Source organism: Blattabacterium punctulatus, from assembly GCF_003226695.1.
GTDB classification, from domain to species: Bacteria; Bacteroidota; Bacteroidia; order Flavobacteriales; family Blattabacteriaceae; genus Blattabacterium; species Blattabacterium punctulatus.
In genome coordinates this window covers 416263-434514 of the sequence record NZ_CP029808.1, presented here as the reverse complement: position 1 = coordinate 434514, position 18252 = coordinate 416263, and the positions used below count along the sequence as shown (strand labels likewise).

The 18252-nt window shown below is 24.3% G+C and carries 20 protein-coding genes; 8 read left to right on the top strand and 12 right to left on the bottom strand.

The features are described from left to right. Positions 1-18 precede the first annotated feature (18 nt). Positions 19-2457, bottom strand: coding sequence for an alpha-ketoacid dehydrogenase subunit alpha/beta (locus DM780_RS02145; protein ID WP_110548805.1), 2439 nt, complete (start codon positions 2455-2457; stop codon positions 19-21). Between the two features lie 118 nt (positions 2458-2575). Here DM780_RS02145 and ndk point away from each other — a divergent pair, with 118 nt between their 5' ends. The 3 genes from ndk (at position 2576) to DM780_RS02130 (ending at position 4473) form a co-directional block, all read left to right on the top strand. After that, a complete protein-coding gene (gene ndk, locus DM780_RS02140) occupies positions 2576-3013 on the top strand; it encodes a nucleoside-diphosphate kinase (protein WP_172540209.1) in 438 nt (145 codons plus the stop codon). A gap of 79 nt (positions 3014-3092) precedes the next feature. Next, the gene (locus tag DM780_RS02135; RefSeq protein WP_110548804.1) at positions 3093-3698 is read left to right on the top strand and encodes a LemA family protein; all 606 of its coding nucleotides are present in this window, start codon (positions 3093-3095) and stop codon (positions 3696-3698) included. Positions 3699-3723: 25 nt separating this feature from the next. Further along, on the top strand, positions 3724-4473 hold the full coding sequence (locus DM780_RS02130; RefSeq protein WP_110548969.1) for a TPM domain-containing protein: 750 nt from the start codon (positions 3724-3726) through the stop codon (positions 4471-4473). A 1-nt stretch (position 4474) separates the two neighbouring features. On the opposite strand, the gene DM780_RS02125 is transcribed toward DM780_RS02130, so the two are convergent. After that, entirely contained in the window at positions 4475-7123 is a 2649-nt protein-coding gene (locus tag DM780_RS02125; RefSeq protein WP_110548803.1) for a valine--tRNA ligase, read from the bottom strand. A 25-nt stretch (positions 7124-7148) separates the two neighbouring features. Between DM780_RS02125 and DM780_RS02120 the strand changes: the two genes are divergently transcribed. Then, on the top strand, positions 7149-7646 hold the full coding sequence (locus DM780_RS02120; RefSeq protein WP_110477646.1) for a dihydrofolate reductase: 498 nt from the start codon (positions 7149-7151) through the stop codon (positions 7644-7646). Between the two features lie 4 nt (positions 7647-7650). Here the strand turns inward: DM780_RS02120 and DM780_RS02115 are convergent, their stop codons facing one another. Further along, complete coding sequence (locus DM780_RS02115; RefSeq protein ID WP_110548968.1) at positions 7651-8271, bottom strand: bifunctional nuclease family protein; 621 nt, start codon at positions 8269-8271, stop codon at positions 7651-7653. Positions 8272-8435: 164 nt separating this feature from the next. Between DM780_RS02115 and DM780_RS02110 the strand changes: the two genes are divergently transcribed. Both DM780_RS02110 and DM780_RS02105 read left to right on the top strand, forming a co-directional pair. Further along, the gene (locus tag DM780_RS02110) at positions 8436-9053 is read left to right on the top strand and encodes a hypothetical protein (protein ID WP_110548802.1); all 618 of its coding nucleotides are present in this window, start codon (positions 8436-8438) and stop codon (positions 9051-9053) included. A gap of 109 nt (positions 9054-9162) precedes the next feature. Next, positions 9163-10143, top strand: a complete 981-nt coding sequence (locus tag DM780_RS02105; protein ID WP_110548801.1) for a pyruvate dehydrogenase complex E1 component subunit beta — start codon at positions 9163-9165, stop codon at positions 10141-10143. 5 nt (positions 10144-10148) lie between these two features. Here DM780_RS02105 and DM780_RS03060 read toward each other — a convergent pair whose 3' ends face one another. The 4 genes from DM780_RS03060 to serS form a co-directional block, all read right to left on the bottom strand. Then, positions 10149-10253, bottom strand: a complete 105-nt coding sequence (locus DM780_RS03060) for a hypothetical protein (protein ID WP_262494729.1) — start codon at positions 10251-10253, stop codon at positions 10149-10151. Positions 10254-10326: 73 nt separating this feature from the next. Then, on the bottom strand, positions 10327-10407 hold the full coding sequence (locus DM780_RS03055) for a hypothetical protein (RefSeq protein ID WP_262494728.1): 81 nt from the start codon (positions 10405-10407) through the stop codon (positions 10327-10329). Between the two features lie 248 nt (positions 10408-10655). After that, positions 10656-10778, bottom strand: coding sequence for a hypothetical protein (locus DM780_RS03050; RefSeq protein WP_262494720.1), 123 nt, complete (start codon positions 10776-10778; stop codon positions 10656-10658). 187 nt (positions 10779-10965) lie between these two features. Then, positions 10966-12237 carry a serine--tRNA ligase gene (gene serS, locus DM780_RS02095; protein WP_110548800.1) on the bottom strand — a complete coding sequence of 424 codons (1272 nt, stop codon included), beginning with the start codon at positions 12235-12237 and terminating at the stop codon, positions 10966-10968. 98 nt (positions 12238-12335) lie between these two features. Between serS and rsmA the strand changes: the two genes are divergently transcribed. Together rsmA and DM780_RS02085 are read left to right on the top strand one after the other, a co-directional pair. Continuing rightward, positions 12336-13106 carry a 16S rRNA (adenine(1518)-N(6)/adenine(1519)-N(6))-dimethyltransferase RsmA gene (gene rsmA / locus DM780_RS02090; RefSeq protein WP_110548799.1) on the top strand — a complete coding sequence of 257 codons (771 nt, stop codon included), beginning with the start codon at positions 12336-12338 and terminating at the stop codon, positions 13104-13106. Beyond that, the gene (locus DM780_RS02085; protein WP_110548798.1) at positions 13103-13984 is read left to right on the top strand and encodes a bifunctional 5,10-methylenetetrahydrofolate dehydrogenase/5,10-methenyltetrahydrofolate cyclohydrolase; all 882 of its coding nucleotides are present in this window, start codon (positions 13103-13105) and stop codon (positions 13982-13984) included. Before rsmA ends, DM780_RS02085 begins: the two co-directional genes overlap by 4 nt. A gap of 326 nt (positions 13985-14310) precedes the next feature. Here the strand turns inward: DM780_RS02085 and hisIE are convergent, their stop codons facing one another. From hisIE to hisB, 5 genes are read right to left on the bottom strand one after another with little or no spacing between them, the layout of a single operon-like run. After that, on the bottom strand, positions 14311-14940 hold the full coding sequence (gene hisIE, locus DM780_RS02080) for a bifunctional phosphoribosyl-AMP cyclohydrolase/phosphoribosyl-ATP diphosphatase HisIE (RefSeq protein WP_110548797.1): 630 nt from the start codon (positions 14938-14940) through the stop codon (positions 14311-14313). Positions 14941-14952: 12 nt separating this feature from the next. Continuing rightward, the gene (hisF, locus tag DM780_RS02075) at positions 14953-15714 is read right to left on the bottom strand and encodes an imidazole glycerol phosphate synthase subunit HisF (RefSeq protein WP_110548796.1); all 762 of its coding nucleotides are present in this window, start codon (positions 15712-15714) and stop codon (positions 14953-14955) included. A gap of 3 nt (positions 15715-15717) precedes the next feature. After that, positions 15718-16455: a 1-(5-phosphoribosyl)-5-[(5-phosphoribosylamino)methylideneamino]imidazole-4-carboxamide isomerase gene (hisA, locus tag DM780_RS02070; RefSeq protein ID WP_110548795.1), complete on the bottom strand. Its 738-nt coding sequence runs from the start codon at positions 16453-16455 to the stop codon at positions 15718-15720. An 18-nt stretch (positions 16456-16473) separates the two neighbouring features. Next, complete coding sequence (hisH, locus tag DM780_RS02065) at positions 16474-17064, bottom strand: imidazole glycerol phosphate synthase subunit HisH (protein ID WP_110548794.1); 591 nt, start codon at positions 17062-17064, stop codon at positions 16474-16476. Between the two features lie 21 nt (positions 17065-17085). Continuing rightward, positions 17086-18231: a bifunctional histidinol-phosphatase/imidazoleglycerol-phosphate dehydratase HisB gene (gene hisB / locus DM780_RS02060; RefSeq protein WP_110548793.1), complete on the bottom strand. Its 1146-nt coding sequence runs from the start codon at positions 18229-18231 to the stop codon at positions 17086-17088. Positions 18232-18252 lie beyond the last annotated feature (21 nt).

Sequence of the window (18252 nt, the reverse complement as noted above, 5' to 3'; positions counted from 1 at the left end):
CTACTTATTATCTATTAACTAATTATTATGCATGATTTGCAATACTTTTTCTACAATATCATCAATAGATGGTTTGGAAAAATAATCTCCATCTGATCCATAAGGTGGCCGATGTTCTTTAGCCGTAATTGTAATAGGTGGACAATCCAAATAATAGTACCCATTTTGTTCTTCTAATATTTTTTGTAAAATATAAGCCGAGGCCCCTCCTGGAACATCCTCGTCAATAATTAATAATCGATTTGTTTTTTTTAAACTTTTTTCAATATCTTTTCGAAGATCAAAAGGTAATAAAGATTGAATATCAATTACTTCAGTTTCTATATTAATTTTAGATAATTCATTTGATGCTTCATTAACAATTCTCCATGTAGAACCATAAGTAACTATAGTGATATCTTTTCCTATCCTAGTAACTTCTACTATTCCAATTGGAATTCTAAAATAACCTAAATTTTTTGGTAATTTTTCCTTTATTCTATAACCATTTAGACACTCAATTACTAAAGCTGGATCGTCCCCATATAACAAAGTATTATAAAAACCAGCTGCTTTTACCATATTTCTTGGAACAAGTATCAAAATACCTCTTAAATAATTAATAATTCCTCCCATAGGAGATCCAGAATGCCAGATCCCTTCTAAACGATGGCCCCTAGTTCTAATAATCACTGGTGCTTTTTGTCCTCCTTTTGTTCTATATTGCAAAGTTGCTAAATCATCACTCATGATTTGCAAAGCATAAAGAATATAATCTATATATTGAATTTCAACTATGGGACGAAGTCCTCGCATTGCAAGACCGATACCTTGTCCTAGAATTGTAGATTCTCGTATTCCAGTATCAAAAATACGTATTTCCCCGTATTTATTTTGAAGTCCTTCTAATCCTTGATTGACATCTCCAATTTTACCAACATCTTCTCCAAAAATTAAAAGATCAGGATATAGTTCTAATAATTTATCAAAATTATCTCTTAAAATTATTCTACCATCTACTTCATAATCAGAATAAATTGGTTTAATTTCGGTTATTTTTATTGATGATTTTTCAGAAATGCTATATAAATTTGAAGAATAATTTTCTTTTTCTTTATTGAATTTTTCTTTTAACCATTTTATCAGGAAATTTTTTTTATAAAATTTTTCTTCAGAAAGTAAATATAAAGATTTTCGAACAATACAAAATATGAATTTTTTAGTATATAAATATTGATTTATATGTAATTTTTTGATCTGATTTTTTATCCATTTTTTACAAGGAAATGTATTTTGCAACTTTTCTAAAATAGTTATAGCTTCATTTTTTATTTTTTCAATAGGTTTTTGAAAAGATTCCCAAGCCTTTTTTTGTTCAGAATGAACATATTTTTTTGCTTCTATATCTATTTTATCTAAAGAATGAATATCTGCAATATTCTGAAATACTCCTGGTTCATTTTCAATCTTAAAATTCAAAATCCAATCTCTAAATTTTTTTATTCCATCATTTTTTTTTTCCCATTCTAAACGTGTTTTGGATTTATATCTCTCATGTGATGAAGAAGTAGAATGGCCTTGTGGCTGAGTTAAATCAGTAACATGTATTATTACAGGAACATGTTCATAACGTGCTATTTTATCTGCTTTTATATAAGTCTTTGTAAGATCTATGTAATTGGATCCATTTACACGAATAATTTCTATTCCATTTTCTTTTTTATTTCTTTGAAATCCATATAAAATATCACTAATATTTTTTTTTGAGAATTGATACCTATTAGTAACAGATATTCCATATTCATCATCCCAAATAGAAATAATGATTGGTATTTGTAATACTGAAGATGCATTCACGGTTTCCCAAAATAATCCTTCAGAAATACTTGCGTTTCCAATAGTTCCAAAAGCTACTTCATTTCCATTATGAGAAAATATTTTATGTGTTTTTTTTAAATTTTTTAAATTTTTATAAATTTTGGAAGCTTGAGCTAACCCTAATAATCTTGGCATTTGAGAAGCAGTAGAAGAAATATCTGCACTAGAATTTTTTTGGTTCATTAAATTTTTCCAATTTCCATCATAATTGAGTAGACGTGTACCAAAATGAGATGTCATCATTCTACCAGAAGAAACCGGTTCTTCCTCTAAATCAGAATGTGCATATAACTGAGAAAAAAAACTTTTTACATTTAAAACTCCAATGGCAATCATAAAAGTTTGATCTCTATAATATCCAGATCTAAAATCTCCATTTTTAAAAATTTTAGCCATAGCTATTTGAGGAATTTCTTTTCCATCTCCAAATATTCCAAATTTAGCTCTACCATTTAAAACTTCTTTACGTCCTAAAATGCTTATTTCACGACTTATTTTTGCTAATTTATAATCATTTAAAATCATTTTTTTAAACAAATAAAAAGAGGAAACTCCAAAACTTTTAAAGTTAAATTTATTGTTCTTTTTTTTTTTATTCATGATCATGAATACTAATTTTTTTTTTAAATACAGTAATTTTCACTTTATTTATTTCTAATTTTAGAATTATTTAAATTAAAAAAAATACAAATTATGATGATTTTTCATATATAAAAATATGATAATAGGAAAAATTACATTAGCTATTATAAAACCTGATGCTGTTAAAAACGGATATATAGGACCTATATTATTTCATATTATTAATGCTGGATTTTTTATAAGAGCAATTAAAATGACGGAAATTTCCCAAAAATTAGCTAAAAAATTTTATTATGAACATAAAAAAAATTTATTTTTCGAATCGTTAGTGAAATTCATGTCTTCTGGACCAATAGTATTGATTATCCTAGAAAAGGAAAATGCAGTAAAAGATTTTAGAAATTTAATAGGAAATAAAAATCCAATAAAAGCCAAAGTAGGAACTATACGGAAATTATATGCAAGTTCTTTAGAAAAAAATGCTATTCATGGATCCGATAGCGATAAGAATGCTTTTAGAGAATGTCGATTTTATTTTTCTGATATCGAAATATTCTTAAAAGAATATTTTTAAAATACTTAATTTTAAAAAAAATCTAAGAATTAAACATTACAAAAAATTTGTATTTTGTAATAAAATACTTATATTAAAAATGAAAAAAGATTTTTTAATTTCTATTTCTACTATTTTTATAGTGATATTTTTAATCATTTTTTGGATTACTGGAACATATAATCAATTAGTTCAACTAAACGAAAATATAAAAACACAATGGAGTCAAGTAGAAAATGCTTATCAACGAAGATCCGATTTAATACCAAATTTAGTAAATATAGTTAAAGGGTCTTCTAATTTTGAAAAAAATACCTTAAATCAAGTAATAGAATCAAGAGCAAAAGCAACTTCCATAAATATAAATCCAGATAATTTAAATCAAAATCAAGTAAGTAGATTTCAAAAATCACAAGAAGGTTTAAATAACTCTATCAATAGATTACTATTAATTGTAGAAAATTATCCTAATTTAAAATCAATACAAAATTTTTCTGAATTACAAAATCAATTGGAAGGAACAGAAAATCGTATTAATGTGGAAAGAAATAAATTTAATGATAAAGTAAATAATTTTAATACTTATAGAAACAAATTTCCAAAAATTATAATCTCAAATTTTTTTTCTCAATTTAGAGAAAAAGGATATTTTAAATCTAAAATAGGATCGGAAAAAGCACCTATTGTAGATTTTGATAATTCATGATAGGGTTAAATTTAAAAAATTAGGAATGAAAAATTTCATAAAAAAAGTTTTTAACTCATTATCTATTTTACTATTTTTAACAAATATCGTACAAGGACAATTCAATATACCTGACCCTCCAAAAAAAATATATCCTGTTAATGATTATGCAGGAGTACTATCTCATATTCAAATAGAAAAATTAAATAAAAAACTTATTCAATATTCAAAAATTACCTCAACAGAAATTTTAATTCCTATTGTTAAAGATATCCATGGGGAAGATTCTAATTTTTTAGCTTCCAAATGGGGCGAAAAATGGAATATCGGAAAAAAAGATAAAAATAATGGAATTATTATTTTATTATCTATAAACGATAAAAAAATATCCATACAAAATGGATACGGAATTGAGCCATATCTTACAGATTTTTCCACTCAAAATATAATAAAAAAAATAAAACCTTTTTTAAAAAATCATCTTTATTATAAGGCTATAGATATCGGTATTAAAGAAATATTGAAAATTTTAAAAAATAAATATGAATATAAAAAAAAATATAATAAAAATTATTTATGGAAATTTTTTATTCCTATTAGTATTTTTTTTATTATATTTTTTTTATTTCAAAAAAAAAGGATCGAACCTTCATTATTAAATACATTATTTTTAACCAATATTCTATTCAAAAATAGATCTATAAATTATCCACACGATCATAACCATGAAGATAATTTTGACGGATTTGGAGAAGGAGGAACCTTTGGCGGTGGAGGATCTAGTGGAAACTGGTAATTTAATTATTCATTTTTTTTAAAATCTCTTTGAGATAAACTATTTTTTTCAAAGTATCACTTTCTTTTTTTTTTTCCTTTAATAGTAGGTATTGTGGAACCGATTTTACATATTTATCATTTGATAAATTTTTACGAATTATAGATAAAAAATTCTTAAAATACTGAATTTTTTTTTCAATATTAAATGAATCATTTTTATCTAAATGATACTTTTTATCTAAAAATAAGAAGTATCTATCCGTTCCAATAAAAAAAGAAACAAATTGTCCTTGTTTAGGTTTTTTTAAGATTGCAATAATTTGAGATAAATTTGCTAATTTTAATATAACTGGATGATATTCTTCTTTATTTTTTACAGAAAATAAAACTAAACTTGTTTTATGAGGAATATGTATCTTATTTCTTATATTACGTATTTTAGATACAATTTGAATAGCTCTTTCAAAAGAAACTAATAAATTCCAATTATATGATTTTTTTTTAGGCCAAGAAGAAATAATTAAAGCTTCTTTTTTCGTTCTACTTTTAAGAAGACTCCAAATTTTTTCTGAAATAAAAGGCATATATGGATGTAACAATTTTAAAATATTTTCAAACCATTTAACAGTATTCAAATACACAGTTTTTGATATAAAATTTCCAGAAATCGGTTTAATAATTTCAAGAAATAATGAACAAAAATCATTCAAAAATAATTTATATAAAATCATTAACGATTCATCAAATTTATATTTATGGAAATAAATCTCAAAAATTTCTAATACATAATAAAAACGATTTTCAAACCATATGAGTGCCATATTAGATATATTAGGAATATCATCATCTACTATATGATGATTTTCTTTTATTTTCCAACTTTGTATCAAACGAAAAGCATTCCATATTTTATTAGAAAAATTTCTTCCTTGTAAACAAAAATTTTCCTCAAAATGAAAGTCTTTTCCTGCACTAGCTCTAAGCATAATCCCCATACGAACAGCATCTGCCCCATATTTTTCAATTAAATCTATAGGATTGGGAGAATTATTTAATGATTTAGATATTTTATTATTTTGTGAATCTCTCAAAATTCCAGTAAAATAAACATTTTTGAATGGTTTTTTTTTTTTAAAAAAAAATCCTGCTATAATCATACGAGCAACCCAAAAAAATAATATATCCGAACCTGTTATCAAATTTTCAGTAGGATAATAATAAGATATTTCATGATTATTAGGATTAAAAATTCCATCAAATACAGATATAGGTAATATCCAAGAAGAAAACCAAGTGTCTAAAACATCTGAATCTTGCCAAAGATTATCATAGTTTAAATCGTAATTATGACTCTTAATTTTTGCTTTTTTTAAAGCTGATTCCAAATTTTCTGCAACAACAAAATCATTTGGAGATGGACCATAATAATAAACAGGAATACGGTGTCCCCACCATAATTGTCTCGATATATTCCAATCATGAATTTTATACATCCATTGAAAATAAATTTTTTTAAATCTATTTGGATAAAATTTAATTTCTCCATTTTTAACTGCTTCTATAGCAGGGGTCGATATTTTTTTCATTTTTAAAAACCATTGAAGAGATAATTTTTGTTCTACTACAGATTTAGTTCTTTCTGAAATTCCTATTTTTTGATTAAATTTTTCTATATTTACTATAACTCCTAATTTATCTAACTCTTTAATTATCTTTTTTTTTACTTCAAAACGATCCATTCCTTGATAGTGAAGTCCATTTTCATTTAGAGTTGCATCCTCATTAAAAATATTAATTATATCTAAATGGTATTTATCCGCAATATTTTTATCATTAATATCATGAGCTGGAGTTATTTTTAAAAATCCTGTACCAAAATTTGGATCTACGTATGAATCTTGAATAATGGGAATCACTCTATTTATTATGGGTATAATTACATATTTTCCCTTTAAATGATAATAACGTTCATCATCTGGATGAAAACAAACCGCTGTATCTCCAAATATAGTTTCCGGGCGACTCGTTGCAATAGTAATAAAATCTTCTTCTCCTTTGATTTGGTATTTTATATAATAAAGAGTTCCTATCCTTTCTTTATATACAACTTCTTCGTCAGAAATAGTAGTTCTAGCTTTTGGATCCCAATTAACTACATGATACCCTCTGTATATATATCCTTTTTCATATAAATCTATAAAAATTTTTGTGATAGATTCAGATAATTTTTTACTCATTGTAAATTGAACCCGGTTCCAATCACAAGAACATCCCAATTTTTTTAATTGATTAAAAATAATATTCCTATGTTTTTCAGACCATTCTACAACATAGGATAAAAATTTATCTCTTCCTATAATAAATTTGGATAACCCTTTTTTTTTTAATTGATAAACGATCTTTGCTTCTGTAGCAATAGAAGCATGATCGGTACCTGGAATCCAACATGGATTATACCCTTTCATTCTAGCATATCTAATTAATATATCTTGTATAGTATTATTCAAAATGTGCCCTATGTGAAGAATTCCAGTAATATTTGGAGGAGGCATTATAATAGTATAAGATTTTCTATTATCTGGATAGGAAAAAAAGTAATCATTATTTATCCAATGATGATATATTTTTTCTTCTACAGATTTTGGATCATATTTAATTGGAATATCCATAAAATATAAAAAAAATTAATTTTTAATGAAAATTGTACTGATCTCTGCGATTTCTAAAAATGGATTTATAGGAAAAAATAATAAATTAATGTGGCATCTTCCTAATGATTTAAAACGATTTAAAAATATGACTATTGGAGAAATTGTTCTTATGGGTAGAAAAACTTTTGAATCAATTGGTAAACCACTTCCAGGTAGAAAAAATATCATATTAACAAAAAAAAATAAAATAAAATTATCATATTCTTATAACGGAATTTTTAAAATTTTTTCTTCTTTAAAAGAAGTATATGATTTAAATTATAAAAAAATATTTGTTATAGGAGGAGAAAAAATATATACTTCTACTATAAATAAAGCAAAAATTCTAGAATTAACCATCATTCATCAAAAATTTTACGGTGATGCAAAATTTCCAAAAATAAATTTTAAAAAATGGGAAAAAAAATATGAATTTTTTTATGAAAAAGATCAAAATCATTTATACGATTATAGTTTTGTTCGATACGAAAAAAAAGGGTAATGGATTATTCTCTTCTATTATCTAATTCTTTCTTGATTTTTGCTGCAAGTTCATAACATTCATTTACTACTGCATGATTCAATAAAGCATTAAGATCTCTTTCAGTCATTTTTTCTAATTCTTTTTTACTTTTATTTTCTTTATCAAAAGAAAAAGAGGAAGTGGTTTTATTTTCTAATTCACCTTCAAAATTATCATTTTCAGGAAATCCATTTTCAAAATAAATTCCAGCTTTATCAAAAATTTCTTTTGTAGTATAAATAGGAGATTGAAATCTTACTGCTATAGCAACTGCATCCGATGTTTTTGAATCTATTTTATATTCTTTATTTTCTCTTTCAAATAGAATATAAGAAAAAAATATTCCATTGACTAATTTATATATCACAATTGATTTTAATCTAATATGAAATATTTTTGCAAAAGTTAAAAATAAATCATGTGTAAATGATTTAGATATATCTCTTTTACCTATAGCAGAAGCGATAGATTGAGCTTGTAAACTTTCTATAACAATAGGAAGTTTTATTTTTCCAGATTCTTCTTCCAGTAATAAAACATATATCCCAGATTGTATTTGACTTAAGGATATTCCACGTATAGCTAATCTGATTAGTTGTTCCATAGGAAAAAATATATAAATAAATCTTTCTATTCTCATCAAATATACTAAATTTTATGTCTTATATAAGGATAAAATATAATAGAATTTTTAAAAAATAAAGAATAGTATTTATCTGTAATAATTTTTTTTATATATTTAAAAACTATAAACTAAAAATTTTTATTATGAATACTTCTATGAAATTTTTAATTCCAACAATTTTTTTATCGTTAGGAGTTTTTATTGTATCCTGTAATGATGATGAAATCACTTATTCTAATGATCCTGTAAATAATACAAATCCTCCAGAATCCCATAATATTCCACCACAAAATCCAACTTTTGTAAATTCTATTCCCCAAGAAAATATTATCCCCCCGAATTATACTTTTTCGAGGGAGGAACCCCTTAATTTTCAAATACCTGATGATATAAAACCTGAAGAATTATCTAAAAGAATAAAAGATATAGAAGTAAAAATAAAAGAATTAGAAAAAGAAAGTAATTTTCATCAAAATCAATATTATGATATGATAAGTATTCAGAAAAAAATTTTAAATGAAACAAAGAGAAGAAAATCGGTAATGAGATCTAAACCTTACGGTTCAAAAGAGCAATTACAAGCTAAAAAAGATTTTGAAGAATATAAAAAATATGAAAAAGAAAAATTAAAAATTCTTAAAGATAAAAGTTATTTTTTGAATAAAATAAATCAATCTATAACAGATTCTAAAAATGAACAAATCGCTCTTCATAAAATGCAGGAAAATTTACAAAAAAAAAATCAACCAGATAATCATTAATTAATGATTCAAAACGGAAAAGGAATAAATTTTATCCCTTTTCCGTTATTATTTTTTATATGGAATTTTTACTTTTTACTAAACTTTGGATCCATTAAAAAAAAATATTATGAAAAAAATTACTTTTCGTGAAGTCATAGCGGAAGCTATGAGTGAAGAAATGAGAAGAGATAATTCCGTATATCTAATGGGTGAAGAAGTTGCTAAATATAATGGCGCTTACAAAGCTTCTAAAGGTATGTTAGAAGAATTTGGCCCAAAACGAGTCATTGACACTCCAATATCAGAATTAGGATTTTCTGGTATAGGAGTTGGATCTGCAATGAATGGTTGTCGGCCAATTATTGAATTTATGACATTTAATTTTTCTTTGGTAGCAATGGATCAAATTATTAATAATGCTGCAAAAATACGTTATATGAGTGGTGGACAATGGAATATTCCTATTGTTTTTAGGGGACCTACTGGATCTTCTGGGCAATTAGGAGCTACCCATTCTCAATCTTTTGAAAGTTGGTACGCAAGTTGTCCGGGTTTAAAAGTAGTAATTCCATGTAATCCATATGATGCTAAGGGACTTTTAAAATCTTCTATTAGAGATAATAACCCCGTTATTTTTATGGAATCTGAACAAATGTATGGTGATACCATGATGATTCCAGAAGAAGAATACCTACTACCTATTGGAAAGGCAGATATAAAAAAAGTAGGAACTGATATAAGTTTAGTTTCTTTTGGAAAAATTATGAAAATGGCTTTAAATATAGCAGAAAAATTAGAAAAAGAAAATATTAGTGTAGAAGTAATAGATATTCGAAGTATTCGTCCATTAGATTATGAATCTATACTTTTTTCTGTAAAAAAAACCAATCGTTTAGTTATTTTAGAGGAATCATGGCCTTTTGCTTCAATAGCTTCTGAAGTTTCATATATTATACAAAAATATGGATTTGATTACCTTGATGCTCCTATTAATAGAATCACTTTAATAGATACACCAGCACCTTATTCTTCCCATTTGATAAAGAATTGGTTTCCAAATGAAGAAAAAGTAATTAACTCCATAAAAGAGACTCTTTATCTTGTTTAATTTTTTTAATAAATAGCTTGAACTATCTTATAAATATTATCTGGTTTATCCATAGTGTAATAATGAATGACTTTTACTCCAGAATTTTTTAACTCCTTAGATTGTTGTATTGCCCATTCAATTCCAATATTAAAAATTAATTTTTTATCTTTTTAATTGAATTTTAGAATAAATAGGTTTAATTTAAGGTATTATAGGGATAATTATCCCTTTTGATCTACATTTTTTTACAAAAAAAAAGTATTTTTTATTATCAAAAAACATTTGAGTAACAATATAATTAATTCCATATTCAAGTTTTTTTTTAAGAAAAATAAATCACTTTCCATATGGGGATCTTCTCAATGTTTTTTATGGATATCCAGCTATATCAATACAAAAATCAAATAATGTAGAATTTTTTTTTTAAAAAAAAGTTTTATTAAGATACTTTCCTTTGTTCAAGTTTTGAACTTTCTTTACTAATTCTACTGTTAGGTCCATCTTTTTTAGAAAAAAAACTATTTTCTAATTTAATAAATAGGATCCCCTCTAAGTACTAAAACATTATCTATTCCTAAAAAATTTATATCTATTAAAGCATTTTCAGTCCTTTGTTTATTAAAACCACCAAAAATTAAGATGTAGGATGGCATCTATTCCATATTTATTCATAATTTTTTCACAAATACTTATAATACCAGGACAAATGCATGGATACAGCTTTTCTTTGTAAAAGATCATTTTCTTTTTCTACATAAAAAAATTCTTCCCGATGATATGTAACATCAATAAAAATAGGATTAAATTCCATTAATGGATCTAAAGTAGAAAAAATATTTTTTATTTAATATTATCAAATCCTGTATAAGGAATTAAAACTTTAGGAATATTAATTTGATTGACAGTTTGATTATTTTCTAATAAAGCGGCAATAATTCGTGGTAAAGCTAAAGAGCTTCCATTAAGTGTATGACAAAACTCCATTTTTCCTGTAATAGTTTTATATCGAAGATTTAATCTATTAGATTGAAAATTAGTGCAATTTGAAATAGAACTTACTTCTAACCATTTTTTTTGTACCATAGAATACACTTCAAAATCATAAGTTATAGAAGATGAAAAACCGAGATCTTTACCAATTAAACGAAGTATTCGAAACGGTAATTCTAAAGATTTTAGAATATTTCTAACATGTAAAATCATTTCCTCTAAATAATAATAGGAAGTTTCATGAGAAGTAATTTGAATAATTTCTACTTTTTCAAATTGATGTAATCTATTTAACCCTCTAACTTTAGAACCATAAGATCCAGCTTCTCTTCTAAAGCAAGAAGTATAAGTGGTCGCTTTGATAGGTAAGTCTTTATATGTAAGTATATTATCTCTATAACAATTCATAAGAGGAATTTCTCCAGTTGGAATAAGATAAAAATTATCTTTTTCTATTAAATACATTTGACCTTCTTTATCCGGAATTTGTCCTGTTGAATATCCTGACTTTTCATTTATAAGATAAGGAAAACTGTATTCTGTATATGTAGCACGTATATTCTGATCTAAAAAATATTGAATCAAACTTCTTTGTAATTTAGCCCCTTTTCCGATATAAACTGAAAAACCAGATCCACATATTTTCGTACCTAACAATAAGTCGAATAAATGAAATTTTTTAGCTAATTCCCAATGAGTAAGTGCTCCTTCTATTATTGTTGAATAAATAGGACCTTCTTGAAAAATAATATCATTTTTATCGGAATTTTTTTTTACTTTTTCATTGGGTATATTAGGTATTTTATTTAGTTTTTTTTCTAAACATTGATTAATATTTTTTAATTGAATATTAAAATCTTTTTTTTTTTTTTTTAAAAAAAGGGATTTTTCTTTTAAAGAATTGATTTTTATATTTTTATCAATCTTCATAATAAGATGACTTATATTTTTGGATATTTTATTTTCTTCTTCTGAAATTTTATTCAGAATAGTTTTTAATTCCTTCTTTTTTTTATCTAAAGTCAATATTTCATCTATCAAATAAACTTTTTGAAAGTTTCTTTTTTTTAATCCTAATAAAACTTTTTTCCTATTATTACGTATAAAAGAGGGTTGAAGCATAGAAAAATTAAAATTGTATTTACAATCTTAATTAAAATCAAGATATATTTTAAATATACAAAAATAATATTAATATATTTCTTTTTTATATTTGCATAATGAAAGAATCTTTTTTTGAAAAAAAATTCGATCAATATTTTTTAAAAGATAAAAATATAGCTAAGAAAATTGTAAAAAATCTATCTTTTCAAGATTATAATACAGTAGTAGAAATAGGGCCCGGGTTAGGAATATTAACTCGTTATTTATTATTTTTATGTAAAAAAGTATTTTTAATAGAAATTGATGAAAATCTCATCTTTTTTTTAAAAAAAAATTTTTCTATTTCTAAAAATCAAATTATACATCAAGATTTTTTAAAATGGAATCCAGAAGAAATAAACCTTAATAATTTTGCATTAATTGGAAATTTCCCTTATGGAATTTCTTCTAAAATATTATTTCATATATTAAAATATAATCAATATATACCAGAATGTATTGGAATGTTTCAACAAGAATTTGTAGAACGTATCCTTTCTCATAAAGGAATGGTTAAATATGGAATTTTATCTGTTTTAGTACAATCATTCTATGATGTAGAATATCTTTTTTCAGTAAAAAAACATGTATTTTATCCTATTCCAAATGTAAAATCGGCCGTAATATCTTTAAAAAGAAAAAAATTAAAAATCCTTTTTAATAAGGATATTTTATTTTTATGCGTAAAAATGGCTTTTAATCAAAGAAGAAAAATATTGAAAAATGCACTCCAATATTTTAAAAAAATTCCCAATTTTTATGATATTCCATTTTTGAATAAAAGAGCTGAACAATTATCTATAAAAGAATTCCTTCAATTAACAAAAGAAATAGAAATTCGAAAATGACCCAATTATTAAATGGAAATCGATTAGCAATTGAAATAAGAAAAGAAATTTCTAAGGAAATAGATAAAAATATCCGAAATCAAAAAAAACGAATTCCTCATCTTGGAATTATTTTATTAGGAAATAATAGTTCCAGTATAACATATGTCAATAGTAAAATAAAAGAATGCAAAAATATTGGAATACAATCAACTTTAGTCCATCTAACTGTAGAAATTTCCGAATTGGAATTATTAAAAGAAATTCAAAAAATGAATGAAAATTCTTTAATAGATGGTTTTATTATCCAATTACCTATTCCAAAACATATCAATACGGATAATATCATTTTAGCGATTAACCCAAAAAAAGATGTAGATGGATTTCATCCCGAAAATTTTGGAAAAATGTCTTTGAATATGAAGACTTTTTTTCCTGCTACTGCATTAGGAATATTAGTTCTTTTAGAAAGATATAAAATAAAAATTTCGGGTAAAAATACTGTAGTAATTGGAAGAAGTCGTATTGTAGGACGACCTATTAGTATCTTGATGAGCAGAAAAAATTATCTTGGAAATAGCACTGTAACATTGACACATAGTTATACTAAAAATATAGAAAACTATACGAAAAATGCAGATATAATTATAATTTCTGTTGGAATCCCCGGTTTTTTAACAGGAAAAATGATTAAAAAAGGAGCTATCATTATAGATGTTGGCATTAATAAAGTAAAAAATAAAAAAAAATTTATTTTAAAAGGAGATGTTGATTTTAATAGCGTTTATGGAAAAGCTTCTTATCTTACACCTGTTCCAGGTGGAGTTGGTCCTATGACCCGGATTATGCTTATAAAAAATATTTTAATAGCTTCCGCATTAAATAATAAAAAAAAATAATATCTTCTATCCTACTATAATTACTCATTTGAAATAGAATAAAAAATATTATTATATTAAAAATATAAATGGTATAATTTTATTATGGTATATATATATAAATATATTTTATTTGTTTTTAAAGAAGAAATATAAAAAATATAATGGGTATTATATTATTATAAAAATATTTGGAAAATAAAAAAAAAGAATTATTTTGAATATTTCATCAAATCATCAATAGAATCACAATGAAAAATGATCATTATTACACAGTCCAGGAGGATTATCTCTGATGTTAGGTTACATTTATCTACTTTTTAACAAATTTTAAGTAAAAAAAAATTTTAAATATCTATTAATTCTTTTTTTTCATTTTTTAAATGTCTTTCTTCTAAAATATTTATAATTTCTTGTATGGAAATTCCTTTTTTATGTAAAAGAATAAGATAATGAAATAACAAATCTGCAGATTCATTTAAAAAAAAATGTTTATCATTATCTTTAGATTCAATGATCATTTCTACGGCTTCTTCTCCTAATTTTTGAGATATTTTATTAATTCCTTTTTGAAATAATTGAAAAATATAAGAATTTTTATATTTTTTATTTATTCTATTAGAGATTATATTTTCTAAATGAAATAAAAAATTCATTTTATTTATTTCTTTCCAACAAGTATCCGATCCATTATGGCAAATCGGCCCTGTAGGATTTGCTTTAATCAATAAAGTATCTTGATCACAATCAATTAATATATCTTTAATTAAAAGATAATTATGACTAATTTCTCCTTTTTTCCACAATCTTTTTTTAGATCTACTATAAAAAATAACTTTTTTTTCTTCAATACTTTTTTTATAGGATTCCTGATTCATATAACCAAGCATTAAAACTTTACTAGTTTTTGAATCTTGAACAATAACGGGAATTAATCCTTTTTGAAAATTTATTTTTTTTTTTTGAATGCACTTCATTTTTTTTTAAATTTATTTATTAGTTCTCACAGGTATATTATGATAATTTAAATAATATTTTAAATTAGGAATTTCTATTTCTCTATAATGAAAAATACTAGCAGCTAATGCTGCATCTGCATTACCATTTTTAAAAACTTGATAAAAATCTTCTAATTTACCAGCTCCACCTGAAGCAATAATAGGTGTAGAAAGTAAATCCGAAATTTTTTTAGTTATATCTAAAGCAAATCCATTTTTCATCCCATCATGATTCATTGAAGTTAATAATATTTCTCCTGCCCCTCGATTTACTCCTTCCTTAGCCCAATCTAAAGTTTTTTTTCTGGTTGAAATTCTTCCTCCATTTAAATATACCCACCATTCATTTTTTTCGTATTTTGTATCAATAGCTAAAACAATAGATTGACTACCAAATCTTCTAGAAAGAACTTCTAAAATTTTGGGACTTTTAAAAGCAGCTGTATTAATAGATATTTTATCTGCTCCTGCATTTAATAATAATTCTACGTCGTTTTCTTCCATAATACCTCCTCCAACAGTAAAAGGAATATTAATATAACGAGAAATTTTTTTCACTAAAGAAAATAATGTTTTTCTTTTTTCATTTGTAGCTGTGATATCTAAAAATATTAATTCATCTGCACCTTGTTTTGTATACCAATGACTCATTATTATTGGATCTCCAGCATCTTTTAAATTCTTAAAATTAATTCCTTTGACAATCCTTCCGTTTTTAATATCTAAACAAGGGATAATACGTTTAACTAACATAATTTATTTTAATTTTTTCTCACCATCTTCCCAATTTCTAAGTTCTGATAACGATATTTTATTTTCATATATAGCTTTTCCAATAATTACTCCATGACAACCTAAATCATCCAATATTTTGATATCGGATATATTTCTTATTCCTCCACTTGCAATAAGTTCAATATTTGGGAACCTATGAATGATATTCTTATATAAGGATAAAGATGGACCAGAAAGATCTCCATCTTTAGATATATCCGTACAAAAAAATTTTTTTATTCCATGAAAATTTTTTTCTTCTAAAAAATCCCAAAAAGGAATTTTATGAAATTTTGTCCATCCATTAGTAGCAATTTTATAATCCTTAACATCTACTCCAAGAAGTATTTTATCTTTTCCATAAATTTGAATCCATTTCTTTAGAAGAAATGGATTTTTTACAGCTATACTTCCAATAGTTACCATATCCCCTCCATTTTCAAATACAATACGTACATCTTCTTCGGTATGAATTCCACCTCCAAAATCAATGATTAGATGTGTATATTTTGCAATTTTTTCCAAAATATTCCAATGAATGACTTTCCCTTTTTTTGCTCCATCTAAATCTACTAAGTGTAATCTAGATATTCCATGATCTTCTAATAAAAAGGCCATATCTAATGGATCTTTATTATAAATTTTTTTTCTTTTATAGTCTCCTTGTGTTAAACGAACACATTTTCCATCAATAAGATCTATAGCTACAATAATATTCATTATAAAAATTTATTTCTTTTATAATCTCATAAAGTTTTCTAATATTTTATGTCCTACATAAGAAGATTTTTCTGGATGAAATTGTACAGCATAAAAATTTTTTTTTTGTAGTGCTGAACTATAAGAAACTATATGGTCGGTTTTAGCTATAGTATATTTTCCTAAAGGAGCATAATAACTATGTACAAAATATTGATAACTTCCATCTGGAATATTTTCAAATAATGGTCCTTTTAGTGTATCAATAGTATTCCAACCAATTTGAGGAATTTTATGATTTTTATTTTTTGATTGAAATTTTTTTACTAATAAATCAAAAATTCCTATACAATTAGTACTACTTTCTTCAGAATATTTACATAATAATTGCATTCCTAAACATATTCCTAATACTGGTTGTTCTAACTTAGATAAAAGAATATCCAATTTTTTTTCTTTTAAATATTTCATAGCAAAATTAGCTTCTCCTACACCAGGTAAAATTACTTTTTCTGCATTTTTAATAGACTCTATAGAGTCCGTTACGATAGCATCTATTCCTATTCTTTCTAAAGAAAAAAGTACAGATTGTACATTTCCAGCAGGATATTTTATAATAATTGTTTTCATAATTTTTGGATTGAAAAATTTTTATAATAGGCCTTTAGAACTAGGCAATTTTTTAATATTGTTTTTTTGTATAGCCATTTTAATAGCTCTAGCGAAAGCTTTAAAAATAGATTCTATCTTATGATGATCATTTTTTCCTGTAGCATAAATATGAATATTACATTTTGCAGAAGAAGAAAAAGATTTAAAAAAATGGATAAACATTTCTGTAGGAACTTGACCAATCTTTTCACTAAAAAAATTGGTTTTCCAAGATAATTCACTTCTCCCTCCAAGATCCAATATTACTGTAGCTAAAGAATCATCCATAGGAATAGAAAAAAAACCATAACGTTCTATTCCACTTTTATTTATAATAGATTGATTAAAAACTTCTCCTAAAGCAATTGCAGTATCTTCTATAGTGTGATGTTCATCTATATTTAAGTCTCCGTTTGTGTGAATATTCATATCTATCATACTATGAAAAGAAATTTGTTCTAAAAGATGATCAAAAAAACCTAATCCTGTTTTTATATCTGATTTTCCTTCTCCATAAAGTTGAATAGTGATTTTGACATCTGTTTCTAATGTTGTTCTTCTATGTTTAATCAATTTTTTATTAGATACATATTTTAAATATTCGTAAATATTTTTCCAATTATCAGTTTTCAAAACTATTTTTTTTTTGAAATTTTTTCTTTCTATGGAAAATTCTTTTTTGGATACATAATGATTATTTTCATTGATCCATATGGACTTACATCCTAAATTGTTTGCTAATAAAACATCCGTTATTCTATCTCCAATAACAAAAGAATTGGAAAGATCATAATCCGAATGAAAATAAGAAGTGAGCATTCCTATTCCTGGTTTTCTAGTAGAAGAATATTCTTCTGGAATAGTTCTATCTATATGAATAGAAGAAAAATTAATTCCTTCTGTTTTTAATATCTTTAATATATGATTATGTATAGGCCAAAAATTTTTTTCAGGAAATTTTTCAGTACCTAATCCATCTTGGTTAGTTACCATAACTAAATCATAATCCAATTCATTAACTATTTTAGTTAAAAAAAATATAACTTTTGGAAAAAAATTAACCTTTTCGATAGTATCAATTTGATAATTAGGAGGAGTTTCTTGTATTATTGTTCCATCTCTATCAATAAACAATATTTTTTTCATGGTATTTTTTTTTATGTTATT